Source organism: Pseudarthrobacter sp. AG30 (assembly GCF_003116525.1).
GTDB lineage: Bacteria > Actinomycetota > Actinomycetes > Actinomycetales > Micrococcaceae > Arthrobacter.
Genome location: NZ_QEHL01000006.1, coordinates 88,036 through 100,390, shown reverse-complemented (window position 1 = coordinate 100,390; position 12,355 = coordinate 88,036). Strand labels below are relative to the sequence as shown.

Here is a 12,355-nt window from a genome sequence, read left to right as displayed (position 1 = left end):
GCAGGTATGGCACCCGGGGATGACGAGTACGCACCGGCACTCGCGGCCGCGGCGAGGCACACCCAAGCCTGGCTGGCCAGCCTTCCAATCCGGCCTGTGGGGCCCAGCCTGCACGCGTCCGAGCTTGCCGCAGCCTTTGGCGGGCCGCTCCCGGACGCCGGCATGCCGGCAGCAGAGGTCATCGACCTGCTTGCCGCCGCGGCCGAACCCGGACTCATGGCCATGCCCTCGGGCCGGTTTTTCGGCTGGGTGATCGGCGGCACCCTTCCCGCTGCCCTTGCCTCGGACTGGCTGGTCAGCGCCTGGGACCAGAATGCCGGCCTGCGCTATGCCACTCCGGCCACGGCTGCCATAGAGGAAGCCGCCGGCACCTGGCTGCTGGACTTGTTGGGGTTGCCCGGCGCCGCGGACGTTGGGTTCGTCACCGGCGCCACCATGGCGAATTTCACTGGCATGGCTGCCGCCCGGTGGCGGCTGCTGACCGGCGCAGGCTGGGACTTGGACCGCGACGGGCTGTCCGGCGCACCCCGGATCCGCTGCTTCGTGGGCAAGGAGCGCCACGACACCGTGGACCTCGGCCTGCGGTACCTTGGGCTGGGACAGCCGACGGCGGTGGACGCCGACGGTCAAGGGCGCCTGGTCCCTGCCGCGCTGGATGCCGCCCTCGCGTCCGGCACGGGACCCGCCCTGGTGTGCCTCCAGGCCGGGAACCTGCACTCCGGCGCCTTCGACCCGTTTGCGGACGCCATCGCCGTCGCGCGCAAGCACGGGGCGTGGGTGCACATCGATGGTGCGTTCGGATTGTGGGCGGCTGCCGCGCCGGAACTGCGGCACCTCACCGCAGGCTTCGAGGAAGCAGACTCGTGGGGCACCGATGCCCACAAGACCCTGAACGTGCCCTATGACTGCGGCATTGCGATTGTCCGGGACGCCGCGGCGCTCCGGGCCGCCATGGGCCTGCACGCCAGTTACCTCGTGCACGACGCCGAAGGCCCGGGGGACCCGTTCGAGAAGGTCCCGGAGTTGTCGCGGCGCGCCCGCGGAGTGCCGGTCTGGGCAGCCCTGAAAAGCCTGGGCCGCGATGGGGTCGCAGCCCAGGTGGCCGGGCTGGCGGCTGCTGCCGCCGCGATCGCCGACGGCCTGGCAGCGCTGGACGGCGTGGAGGTCCTCAATGACGTCGGCTACACCCAGGTGTGCATCGCGTTCGGAGACGACGAGACCACCCGTGCGGTGACGGCCCGCATCATCGAGGACGGGAAAGTATGGATGTCCGGTTCGCGTTGGCAGGACCGCGACATCCTCCGCGTCTCCGTGAGCAACTGGCATACCGGCGGTGGGGACGTCGCCACCGCCGTGGAAGCTGTCCGCTCAGCCCTGGCCGCCGTGCGGACTTCGTGACCATTTCCGGTGCGGGACGTTCCGGCCGGCTGCCGGCTCCTATCCGCCCTGGCCCGGCTCCGGCAGGGCATGGGGGTGCGGCAAGCCCTCCAGGGTGCCCCCGGCCAGCGTGCTGGCAACCCAGAGCGACCGGGCCAGGTCGCCGTCGTGCCCGTGCGCGGCGTACCACAGCGCGTTGTCCACCTCCCTGGCGATGCCCCATTGCCGGGCCGCGTCCGGGTCGAGGCCGGCGGCCGTGCTGAAGTCGTGGCACCGCCGGAGCAGGCCGCGGCCGGCATCTTTTGCCGGCAGGTCCGCCAGGCGGTTCCACAGCAGGGGCGCGACGGCGAATTCCGGCTCGCCGATCATTGGCTGCGGGTCGATGGCCGCGTAACCGTCCCGCCCGTGTGGCCCATCCGGTGCCGCAGTCCCGGGACGGGCCAGGACATTCAGGAAATGCAGGTCTGTGTGGACCAGCAGGTCCCGGGCAGACCTCCGCCCGACCACGCCGCGGGTCTGGCACACTTCCAGGGCGGCTTCCAGCAGCCAGCGGGGAAAAGGCCGTCCAAGCTGCTCCCAATCCGCGGGAAAGTCGTCGCTCCACTGCTCCGCCCGCGCTGCAATGTGGCCGAACTCCAGCCACTGCGGGCGCTCATCCGGGACCAGCCCCAACTGCCGGACCAAGGCACCCCACAACGGGACGGCGTCGTCCACCGGCAGGGCAGCCAGCGACCGCCCGGCGTCAAGGCGTTCCAGGAGCATGGCGCATGACCCGGTGTCCGAGGCCAGCAGGGCCACGGCACCCAGCCCGTTCCAAAGCGCCAGCGCATGGCGCTCCACCATGGCCTCGTCGTGGGGAAAAGCGATCTTGAGCGCCGCAGGGCAGCCGTCCTCCTGCCGGACCGGGACCACCATGCCGCCGTGCCCGCTCCAGGGGAGGCTGGCGGGGGCCAGGTCGACCTCAAGGTGCCACTGCGCCAAGCGGTCCTCCAGCAGCCCGGTCAAGGCGCCGATCCAGGCCCGGCCGGCGCTGGTGCGTGCGTACCGGGACTCGAGGTCCGGAGGGATGGAGACTGCCTGCGCCCTGGTCACCGGATCAGACAACGCCCGAGGCGCCGAGCAGGTTGCCGATGAGGAACGTCGCAGCCAGCGCCAGGGCCCCGCCCACCACCACCCGGACGGCCGCCTTGGTTCTTGACCCCCCGCCAATCCATGCCCCCAGGGCTCCCGTCAACGCCAGGGCCACCAAAACCGACACGAACGTCAACGGGATCCGGAGCTCCGGCGGCGGAAGGAGAATAGCCAGCATGGGCAGGATGGCGCCGATGGTAAAGGCGAGCGCCGAGGCGAACGCCGCGTGCCAGGGACTGACGATATCCGTTTCGTCAATGTTCAGTTCCGCGGACAAGTGTGCTGCCAGGACATCATGGGCCGTAAGTTCCCGGGCCACCTTGGCTGCAGTCTCGGGGGTCAAGCCCTTGGCCTGGTAGATGGCGGCCAACTCGGCCAGTTCCGCGTCCGGTTCTTCCGCCAGTTCCCGGCGTTCCTTCTCGATGAGGGCCCGCTGGCTGTCACTTTGGCTGCTCACGGAAACGTACTCGCCCAACGCCATGGACACCGCACCGCCCACCACGCCGGCGACACCCGCCGTGAGGATGGGGCCGGACGCGGCGGTGGCACCTGCCACGCCCACCACGATCGCCGCCACGGAGACGATGCCGTCGTTGGCGCCCAGGACACCGGCACGCAGCCAGTTCAGCCGGTGGGCTGTATCGTCGCCGTGGGGTTCGGTCCCACGGTGGCGGTTCAGCTCCGGGGTTTCCGGGGTGGTGCCCCGGGCGTCGGCCGGTTCGTCCGCGTTCATGCCTTCAGCAAACCACCCCGGACGCTCCGGTGCCACCCCTCCGGCGTGGTCCCCTGCGAGCCGGCGCCTTCGGGAGTCAACGGGGCACAGTTTGCGGTCAGGATGGTGTGGGGGATGCCGTGGCGGATTCGCCGCCACGAAGCGCAGGCAGTTGCCCCACGTCCAGGATGAGGCCTGGAACCGGTCCCGGGTCTGCGCCCCACCGCGCGGCCCGGACCGCCGTGGACTCCAGCGCCCCCAGCGCCCAGGCCCGGTCCTGGCCCTGGGTCAGTGCCACGGCATCGCCGTAGGCCGCCAAGGTTGACGCTTCGATCCGGCCCAGCCCCGCCACAGGTGCGGCCAGGAAGCCGCCATCGAGGATATAGCCCGGCTGCTGCGGCACAGGTACTCCGCAGGCACGCCGGAAGCGTGCTTCCGCGGACGCGGCAAGGCCTTTGTGCTGGCCCAGGAATTCAGACGCAGGGCCCGCCTCCGCCGGTGCGAGGCGGGGGAGGGCCGCCTGGTAGGCATAGATGGCCTGCTGCTCGGCGACAGTTACGGCTGCCAAGGCCTGGCGCGCGCCGGCAGGAGCGCCGGACCCGGTGGACTCCGGCGCGGCCGCAGTGGCAGGTGGCGCCACGCACGGTGACGCGCTGGCGGCAGCCCCGGAAGCATCCGCATCGGGTAATGGTGCCGTGCCCTGCGGCGCCGGCAGCCCGGCCGCCGCAGCGAGCCTCCCGGCCGCGAGCAGCTGGGCTGTGCCGGTCCCGGCCAGGAGGCGGGCCAAGCCGCCGTCGGCCTCGCTCGCGTCCCTGATGCGGGCGCGGCCGCTCGCGGCGAGTGCCTGGACCACCTCTGCCGCCCCCTTGGCAGGGGTGGCAGAGGCTGGCGACGGGGACCCCGACCCCTGCGCGCCAGCTTCGGGGGAAGGGGACTGGAGGGCCCTGGCCTGGATGGTCAGCAACGTCACAACGGCGTCCACCGTGGTCGAATCCACGGCACCGTCGGCCGTCAGGCCCTGTCCCGCAGCCCGCAGTTCCAGGGCGTCCGTGAGCGCCGCCGCACGGGCCTGCTCCGAAAAGGAAGGAACCGCCGGCGCGGGCTTTTCCGCGGGAACCATGGCGAAACCGAGGCTCAGGACAACCAGCGCCGCCAAAGCGAGGGCGGCAACACGGAACGGACGCAGGCTCGGGTGGCTGTCATGGCGGCGGTCATTCACAACAGACCATGGTGTCACGCTGCGCGGGAACCCCGGTGCACCACTGGGCCGGTAAAATAGCTACGCTAGTAAACACACATCATCTATAGGGAGGGCGGCCGGCATCGTGAGCAATGCAGAAGCCACGGCTTCACCAGACCACACCGGTACGGGAAGCGGATCCGCACCGGCCCACAACCCGGAAGCCGCCCGGCTCCGGGCTCTTTTGGAGCCCGCCGTCCTGGCCAACCGGCTCTACCTTGAGGACGTGGCCATCAACATCGCCGGCTCGCACCGGGTGGTCAACGTCGTGGTGGACCTCCCGCAGGAGGAAACGGGCGGTGTCAGCCTGGACGTCATTGCCGACATCTCGAAGGTGCTCTCCGACGTCCTGGACAACGACCCCAGCGCCGACACGCGCCCGTACGACCTCGAGGTGTCCTCGCCCGGCGTCGGGCGTCCCCTGACCGAACCACGCCATTGGCACCGTGCCCGTGGCCGGATGGTCAAGGTCAACGTGGTCCAGGGTGAGAACGTCACCGGGCGCATCCAGTCGGTGGACGACGACGGCGTGACCCTGGTCCCCGAGGTCGCCGTCAAGAAGGGCATGAAGCCCCGGCAGGGCGAACCCGTAAAGCTTCCTTTCGACAGGATCCGCAACGGAAAAGTCGAGATCGAATTCAGCCACCTCTCCGGGGATGGTCTGGAACCTGAACACAATGGACCTTCCGAGGAGGCCTGATGGATATTGACATGAGCGCACTGAGGCTTTTGGAGCGTGAGCGTGAAATCCCGCTGGACCTCCTGATCCCCACCATCGAGCAGGCGCTCCTGGTGGCCTACCACAAGTCGCCCGGCGCCTTCGAAAAAGCGCGTGCCGAGCTGGACCGCAAGAGCGGCCACGTGACCATCTGGGCTGTCGAAATTGACGACGACGGCGCTCCGATCGGCGAATTTGAGCACACCCCCGAAGGGTTCGGCCGGATCGCTGCCAGCACTGCGCGCCAAATCATCCTGCAGCGGCTCCGCGACGTCGAGGATGACAACGTCCTGGGCGAGTTCAAGGGCCGCGAGGGCGAGCTGGTGTCCGGCACCATCCAGCAGGGCAACAACCCGCACATGATCCAGGTCAACCTCGGATCGCTGGAGGCGCTGCTGCCGCCGCCGGAGCAGGTCCCCGGGGAAAAGTACATCCACGGCAACCGCCTGCGCGCCCTGGTGATCGACGTCCACCGCGGCACCAAGGGTCCGTCGGTCACGCTGTCCCGCTCGCACCCGGGCCTGGTCCGGAAGCTTTTCGAACTCGAAGTGCCCGAGATTGCCGACCACTCGGTGGAAATCGTGGCACTGGCACGCGAGGCCGGACACCGGACCAAGATTGCCGTGAAGGCGAACACTCCCGGGATCAACGCCAAGGGCGCGTGCATCGGGGAAATGGGATCGCGGGTCCGGGCTGTCATGACCGAACTCAACGACGAAAAGATCGACATCGTCGACTTCAGCGAGAACCCGGCGACCTTCATCGCCAGCGCCCTCTCGCCGTCGCGCGTGAATTCCGTCACCATTACCGACGAAGCCACCCGGTCCGCCCGGGTGGTGGTCCCCGACTACCAGTTGTCCCTGGCCATCGGCAAGGAAGGCCAGAACGCCCGACTGGCGGCAAAGCTGACGGGCTGGCGGATCGACATCGTCTCCGACGCCGCGGCCCCCCGCGACAAATAACGTTCAAGGCAGGGTGGCTGCCGGACTCCGGCAGCCACCCTGTTTCGGGCAGAAGGGCCCAAAGGGGCTAGAATAAATAAGACCGCGCCTAACGGCCGGCAGCCGTGTGCCCTGTGCATGCCAGTTTTCCGGGACTCCGGAGGCGGGTATTCGAGGGCCAGCAGAATGAACGTCAGGACGATGACCGTGGCAGAAGTGCTTTCCACCGGGAGTCAGCCCGAACGTACCTGCATCGGATGCCGGAAGAAAGGCCTGCGGTCGCAGTTGCTCCGGCTCGTCGCCGAAGGCAGCGGGTCAACCGCTGTCCTGGTGGATGAACGACGCCGGATGTCTGGCCGGGGTGCATGGCTGCACCCCAGCCAATCGTGCCTGGCTCTGGCGATCAAGCGGCGAGCATTCGGACGTGCCCTTCCGGGCGCGACCGGAACAGCCGCCGTCGAACACTGGATCATGTCAGGTCCGAACGTTGACGCCGCCCCGGTGGCTGCAACACCAACCGTCCAACCTGAAAGCGGGTCAGAAATCTGATGGAAACCCGATGAGTTCCCAGCGATGAGTGCGTAACGATGACAACTTTGTTGCGCTCTGCAATGGGCCCCTTCGCATCAACAGCGGCTGGGGTCCGCAGTAAGAAGTAGACGGTTCGTGCCTGGCTCGGTGCGGACCGAGACAGGAGAAATGTGGCCAAGGTCCGCGTACATGAGCTCGCCAAAGAGCTCGGTATAACTTCCAAAGATGCAGTGACAAAACTGCAGGAACTGGGCGAATTCGTTCGCTCCGCCTCATCCACCATTGAGGCCCCCGTTGTGCGGAAACTGCGCAACGCCTTCCCCGACGCCGCTGCCAAGTCGGCAGCCCCTGCCGCGACGCCCGCAGCCGCCCCCAAGGCGCCCGCACCCGCAGCAGGATCACGTCCTTCAGCACCCGCACCCGGCCCGGCCGCGCCCAAGGCTCCGGCCCCCGCGGCACAAGCACCCGCAACGCCTGCCCAGGCTGCCCCGGCAGCTCCCGCAGCTGAAACCCCCGCGCCGGCCGCCCCCGCGGCTCCGTCCACGGGAGCCAAGCCCGGCGCCCGCCCTGCCCCGAAGGCAGAGACCCCGGCTCCCTCCACCCGTCCGGGTGGTTCCACTCCGGGTGCCTCCAGCCCCCGGCCCGGCGGTCCCCGCCCGGGCAACAACCCCTTCGCCACCTCACAGGGCATGCCCCGTGGCCGCGGCGGAGACGGTGAACGCGCTCCGCGTCCGGGCAACAACCCGTTCGCCACCTCACAGGGCATGCCCCGACCGGGCGGCGGCCGCGACGGCGACCGTCCCGGCGGTCCCCGTCCCGCAGCCGGTGCAGGCGGACCCCGTCCCGGTGGTCCGCGCCCCGCAGCCGGTGCCGGTGGACCCCGTCCCGCGGCAGGTGCCGGTGGACCCCGTCCCGGCGCCCCGCGCCCCGGCGGTCCCCGTCCCACTCCCGGCATGATGCCTAACCGCACCGAGCGTCCCGCACCCGCAGGTGCCGGCCGTCCCGGCGGCGGCCGCGGGCCCGGACGCCCCGGCGGCGCTCCCGGTACCGGTGGCCCCGGTGGCGGCGGCGGTGCTCCCGCCGGTGGCGGGTTCGGCAAGGGCGGCCGCGGCCGCGGTGGCACCCAGGGTGCCTTCGGCAAGGGCGGCGCAGGCCGTGGCAAGCAGCGCAAGTCCAAGCGCGCCAAGCGCCAGGAACTTGAGCAGATGAGTGCCCCGTCGCTGGGTGGCGTGAGCGTACCCCGCGGCGACGGCAACACTGTGATCCGGCTCCGCCGCGGCTCGTCCATCACGGACTTCGCCGACAAGATCGAGGCGAACCCCGCTGCACTGGTGACCGTACTGTTCCACCTTGGTGAAATGGCTACCGCCACCCAGTCCCTGGACGAAGACACCTTCGCCCTCCTCGGCGAGGAACTGGGCTACAAGCTCCAGGTCGTCTCCCCGGAAGACGAAGAACGCGAGCTGCTCTCCAGCTTCGACATCGACTTTGACGCCGAACTCGAAGCCGAAGGCGACGAGGAACTTGAGGCACGTCCTCCGGTAGTCACCGTCATGGGTCACGTCGACCACGGTAAGACCCGACTGCTCGATGCCATCCGCAAGTCCGACGTCATGGCGGGCGAACACGGTGGCATCACCCAGCACATCGGTGCCTACCAGGTCACGCACAACCACGAAGGCGACGACCGGAAGATCACCTTCATCGATACCCCGGGCCACGAGGCGTTCACCGCCATGCGTGCCCGAGGTGCCAAGGTCACCGACATCGCCATCCTGGTGGTCGCAGCGGACGACGGCGTCATGCCCCAGACCGTTGAGGCGCTCAACCACGCCCAGGCGGCCAACGTACCGATCGTCGTGGCAGTGAACAAGATCGACAAGGAAGGCGCCAACCCGGAAAAGGTCCGCGGCCAGCTGACCGAGTACGGACTGGTTCCCGAGGAATACGGTGGCGACACCATGTTCGTGGAAGTTTCTGCCCGCCAGAACCTCCACATCGACGAGCTGCTCGAGGCCGTCCTGCTCACCGCGGACGCTGCCCTGGACATGCGCGCCAACCCGAACAAGGACGCCCGCGGTATCGCGATCGAAGCCAACCTGGACAAGGGCCGCGGTGCGGTTGCCACCGTCCTGGTGCAGTCCGGCACCCTGCGCGTCGGCGACACCATCGTGGCAGGCACGGCCCACGGCCGCGTCCGTGCGATGTTCGACGACGACGGCAGCGCCCTGACCGAGGCAGGCCCGTCCCGCCCCGTGCAGGTGCTGGGTCTGTCCAACGTCCCGCGCGCCGGTGACACCTTCTTCGTGACCGCTGACGAGCGCACCGCCCGCCAGATCGCCGAGAAGCGTGAAGCCGCCGACCGCAACGCCGCCCTGGCCAAGCGCCGCAAGCGGATCAGCCTGGAAGACTTCGACCAGGCCGTCGCCGAAGGCAAGATCGACACCCTCAACCTCATCCTCAAGGGTGACGTGTCCGGTGCCGTGGAAGCCCTCGAAGACGCGCTGCTCAAGATCGACGTCGGCGAAGGCGTGCAGCTGCGCGTCATCCACCGCGGTGTGGGTGCCATCACCCAGAACGACGTCAACCTGGCAACGGTCGACTCCGCCGTCATCATCGGCTTCAACGTCAAGCCCGCCGAGCGGGTTGCCGAACTGGCAGACCGCGAAGGCGTGGACATGCGCTTCTACTCCGTCATCTACGCAGCAATCGATGACATCGAAGCAGCCCTCAAGGGCATGCTCAAGCCGGAGTACGAAGAAGTCCAGCTTGGCACCGCCGAGGTCCGCGAAGTGTTCCGCTCCTCCAAGTTCGGAAACATCGCCGGCTCGATCGTCCGCTCGGGCATCATCCGCCGCAACGCCAAGGCACGCGTCACCCGCGACGGCAAGATCATTGGTGACAACCTCACGGTCGAGTCGCTCAAGCGGTTCAAGGACGACGCCACCGAGGTCCGCACGGACTTCGAATGTGGTATCGGTCTTGGCTCGTACAACGACATCACCGAGGGCGACATCATCGAGACCTTCGAGATGCGCGAGAAGCCGCGCGTCTAACTCTTGTTAGTCCGTGGCCGGGGCCGTTGGATTTTTCCGGCGGCCCCGCCCCTTCGCTGGGCGGCTTGGGATCTTCGATCCCGCGCCGCCCAGCTTCGGCAGGCCCGATGCCACTCCCGGGCCGCCGGAAAAATCCAACGGGTGCGTCATCGGCTCGCTTGGGTGCGTGGCATCCAGACCCTGGGCGCGTTGGCTGTCGTTTGCGCCGCCGTCGTACGTCCCAAATTTTTCTTCTTTAGGAGTTGTTCATGGCTGATCCGGCACGTGCTGCAAAATTGGCGCAGCGGATTAAGGTTGTTGTTGCTGAGGCTCTGGGCCGGAAGGCCAAGGATCCCCGGCTTGAGGGCATTACTGTTACCGACGCCCGGGTGACCAATGATCTGCAGCACGCCACTGTTTACTACACGGTCTTCGGTGACGAGGCTGTCCAGGCCGACGCCGCCAAGGGGCTTGAAAAGGCCAAGGGTGTGCTGCGGCAGGAAGTCGGCCGGAACATCACCGTCCGGTTGACCCCCACCCTGGAGTTCGTGGCAGACCAGATCCCGGTCAACGCTTCGAACCTCGAGGAACTCCTGCGGGAAGCCCGCAAGCGTGACGCCGAAGTGGCCGCGCTGGCCGCCAATGCGCAGCACGCCGGTGACACCGACCCCTACAAGTCCGACGACGTCGACATCGACGAAGACGACTTCGACGAAGAGGACACCGACCTCAGCAGCGACGGCGACATCGACGAGGACAGCAACAAGTAGGACACCGGCCTCAGCAGCGACGGCGACGTCGACGAGGACAGCAACATGCAGGACGCCAGCAGGGCCCGGGAGCTGATCCCGGGCCCTGCTGCTTTTAACCCATCAGTGCTGCATCCCTAGTGCAGGTCAGCTTTGATGACCTTCCCGGACGGCGGCTGCGAGGGATCCCCGAGCGCGTCAGCCGTGGCGTAGAGCGTGTTGCCGCTGATGTCGACGTCCGCGGGCATGTTTACAGCCAGGAACTGGGAACGGCTGCCCTCACACGTGAACTTCAGGATCTCGCCGCCGAACAGGGACGCCACATACACATCACCATTGCCGGCGACCGCCAGGCCCGTGGGGCTGAGGATGTGGTCCGCCCAGAGGTCGGTGTCACCGTTCCACGGGTTGATCTTGAAAATCGCACCGCGGGCACCAAGCTCCGGTCCTTCCGGTCCGCCCGGCAGGGACGTCACATACAGCATCCCGTCCGGGCCGATCACCACATCCGTAGGCACGGGCTCGAAGGCGTACTTGTGCCCCACCACGCAGTCCGGAACCGTCATGGTGTTCCCCTCCATGTCCACAGGGATCTTCAAACCCGCCGGAATGGTGGCCGGCCGTGGCGGCAGGACGGCGATTGTATCGATGTCGCCGTTCTTCAGGTTCACCTTGAGCACGGCGTTCATCCCTGCGTCGGCCACATAGGCGGTGTCATCCTTGACCGCCAGGGCATAAGGGTGGGAGTCAACCGTGCCTTTTTACTTTGCCGGCGGGAACGCGGGCCAACCGGCCAGGCACTGATCGCTGACGTCACGGCCAAACCCGTAGCGCTGGTCTCCGTCCGGGTTGTGGCGCCGTTCGTAGTCGGCAAAATTGGCGATGGTGTCCACATCGCCCTTGGCGTCGATCGACTTGAGGTATCCGTGCAGCGCGGCGGGGTCTCCCTGGCCGGCGCCCACACTTTCAAGGTAATACGTGGTGCTGCCGTGGGTGTCCGAGCCGGCCACCTCCCAGCCCTGGGGCGTCTCGGTCGCCAGGTCCTTCGTGGCGCCGTCCCTGCTGATGCGGGTGAGTTTTCCGGCAAAGTCCTGGGACACCAGGACCGATTTTCCGGTCCCTGCAGCGACATGCAGGGGAGAGACGAGTCCATCTGCAAGGACATCGTAGTCATGTGTGCGGGTGGATGCAGAGGCGGGGCCAGCGGACGCCATGGCGGCGGCGGTGGCCGCGATACAGGCTAAGAGTGCGAGTCTTTTTTTCATTGGGATCTCCGGGTGCGGGGCCCTTGACGGGCTGGATAGGAAGCCTCCGAGGAGGCGAAATGTTCCCCCGCGCGCAAGCGTAGGCTCCTACCAGCGGGTAGTCGTTGGGGGAATCCCCCCTGCGTTGCCCCCTTTCTATCCCCCAACAGCGCCCACGTGGCTAGGATCGTGCTATGACCTCGGACGAGCACGGCATCCCCTCCACGTACCTCGAGCAGGCAGTGGACCTGGCAACGCGGAACGTCGGCCTGGGCGGGGGACCGTTCGCTGCCGTGGTGGTGACCCCCGACGGGAAAGCCCACGCCGGTGTCAACCGCGTCACCCGGGACAACGATCCCACCGCCCACGCGGAGGTCGTGGCCATCAGGGCAGCGGCGGCGGCAACGGCAAACTTCGACCTCACCGGATCCGTGCTCTACGCAAGCTGCGAGCCGTGCCCCATGTGCCTGGCCTCGGCCCTGTGGGCCAGGATCGGCCATGTCTACTTTGCCGCAGACCGGCACGGGGCGGCGGCTGCGGGCTTCGATGACGCCCTCTTCTACGACTACTTCAACGGCGCCCGGCCGGACCTGATGCCGGTCACCCGGGGTGACATCCCGACGTCGGACCTCCCCTTCCAGGCGTGGGGCGCCTTCGCCGGCAGGAAGGACTACTAG

Annotated in this window: 11 protein-coding genes and 1 pseudogene; 7 read left to right on the top strand and 5 right to left on the bottom strand. The window is 68.2% G+C overall.

Annotated features, from left to right (window positions below; all coding sequences use genetic code 11):
- Positions 1 to 6: 6 nt before the first annotated feature.
- Positions 7 to 1,398: a pyridoxal-dependent decarboxylase gene (locus DC347_RS07285; protein ID WP_109044923.1), complete on the top strand. Its 1,392-nt coding sequence runs from the start codon at positions 7 to 9 to the stop codon at positions 1,396 to 1,398.
- Positions 1,399 to 1,437: 39 nt separating this feature from the next.
- Here the strand turns inward: DC347_RS07285 and DC347_RS07280 are convergent, their stop codons facing one another.
- The 3 genes from DC347_RS07280 to DC347_RS07270 form a co-directional block, all read right to left on the bottom strand.
- Positions 1,438 to 2,469: an aminoglycoside phosphotransferase family protein gene (locus tag DC347_RS07280; RefSeq protein ID WP_109044922.1), complete on the bottom strand. Its 1,032-nt coding sequence runs from the start codon at positions 2,467 to 2,469 to the stop codon at positions 1,438 to 1,440.
- Positions 2,470 to 2,473: 4 nt separating this feature from the next.
- Positions 2,474 to 3,241 (bottom strand): VIT family protein, encoded by a 768-nt coding sequence (locus DC347_RS07275; RefSeq protein WP_109044921.1) that lies wholly within the window; start codon positions 3,239 to 3,241, stop codon positions 2,474 to 2,476.
- Positions 3,242 to 3,338: 97 nt separating this feature from the next.
- A complete protein-coding gene (locus DC347_RS07270; RefSeq protein WP_109044920.1) occupies positions 3,339 to 4,439 on the bottom strand; it encodes a DUF4439 domain-containing protein in 1,101 nt (366 codons plus the stop codon).
- Positions 4,440 to 4,545: 106 nt separating this feature from the next.
- Between DC347_RS07270 and rimP the strand changes: the two genes are divergently transcribed.
- From rimP to rbfA, 5 genes are all read left to right on the top strand, one after another.
- Positions 4,546 to 5,160 carry a ribosome maturation factor RimP gene (rimP, locus tag DC347_RS07265; protein ID WP_109044919.1) on the top strand — a complete coding sequence of 205 codons (615 nt, stop codon included), beginning with the start codon at positions 4,546 to 4,548 and terminating at the stop codon, positions 5,158 to 5,160.
- Positions 5,160 to 6,140: a transcription termination factor NusA gene (gene nusA, locus DC347_RS07260; protein WP_018763475.1), complete on the top strand. Its 981-nt coding sequence runs from the start codon at positions 5,160 to 5,162 to the stop codon at positions 6,138 to 6,140. The genes rimP and nusA overlap by 1 nt, the downstream gene beginning before the upstream one ends.
- A 117-nt stretch (positions 6,141 to 6,257) precedes the next feature.
- On the top strand, positions 6,258 to 6,668 hold the full coding sequence (locus DC347_RS07255; protein ID WP_368665742.1) for a YlxR family protein: 411 nt from the start codon (positions 6,258 to 6,260) through the stop codon (positions 6,666 to 6,668).
- Positions 6,669 to 6,820: 152 nt separating this feature from the next.
- On the top strand, positions 6,821 to 9,706 hold the full coding sequence (infB, locus tag DC347_RS07250) for a translation initiation factor IF-2 (RefSeq protein WP_018763477.1): 2,886 nt from the start codon (positions 6,821 to 6,823) through the stop codon (positions 9,704 to 9,706).
- 248 nt (positions 9,707 to 9,954) lie between these two features.
- A complete protein-coding gene (gene rbfA, locus DC347_RS07245) occupies positions 9,955 to 10,455 on the top strand; it encodes a 30S ribosome-binding factor RbfA (protein ID WP_109044918.1) in 501 nt (166 codons plus the stop codon).
- 116 nt (positions 10,456 to 10,571) lie between these two features.
- On the opposite strand, the pseudogene DC347_RS21920 reads toward rbfA, so the two are convergent.
- Positions 10,572 to 11,180: pseudogene (locus DC347_RS21920) on the bottom strand (ScyD/ScyE family protein); the annotation flags it as partial.
- A gap of 15 nt (positions 11,181 to 11,195) precedes the next feature.
- Positions 11,196 to 11,699, bottom strand: a complete 504-nt coding sequence (locus DC347_RS21915) for a hypothetical protein (RefSeq protein WP_240617719.1) — start codon at positions 11,697 to 11,699, stop codon at positions 11,196 to 11,198.
- A 173-nt stretch (positions 11,700 to 11,872) separates the two neighbouring features.
- On the opposite strand from DC347_RS21915, the gene DC347_RS07235 reads away from it, so the two are divergent.
- Entirely contained in the window at positions 11,873 to 12,355 is a 483-nt protein-coding gene (locus DC347_RS07235; protein ID WP_109044917.1) for a nucleoside deaminase, read from the top strand.

Excerpts from the sequence above, each read along its gene's own strand:
- DC347_RS07285 (WP_109044923.1), top strand. The coding sequence starts at position 7 with ATGGCACCCGGGGATGACGAGTACGCACCGGCACTCGCGGCCGCGGCG.
- DC347_RS07275 (WP_109044921.1), bottom strand. The coding sequence starts at position 3,241 with ATGAACGCGGACGAACCGGCCGACGCCCGGGGCACCACCCCGGAAACC.
- nusA (WP_018763475.1), top strand. The coding sequence starts at position 5,160 with ATGGATATTGACATGAGCGCACTGAGGCTTTTGGAGCGTGAGCGTGAA.
- DC347_RS07255 (WP_368665742.1), top strand. The coding sequence starts at position 6,258 with ATGCCAGTTTTCCGGGACTCCGGAGGCGGGTATTCGAGGGCCAGCAGA.
- rbfA (WP_109044918.1), top strand. The coding sequence starts at position 9,955 with ATGGCTGATCCGGCACGTGCTGCAAAATTGGCGCAGCGGATTAAGGTT.
- DC347_RS21915 (WP_240617719.1), bottom strand. The coding sequence starts at position 11,699 with ATGAAAAAAAGACTCGCACTCTTAGCCTGTATCGCGGCCACCGCCGCC.
- DC347_RS07235 (WP_109044917.1), top strand. The coding sequence starts at position 11,873 with ATGACCTCGGACGAGCACGGCATCCCCTCCACGTACCTCGAGCAGGCA.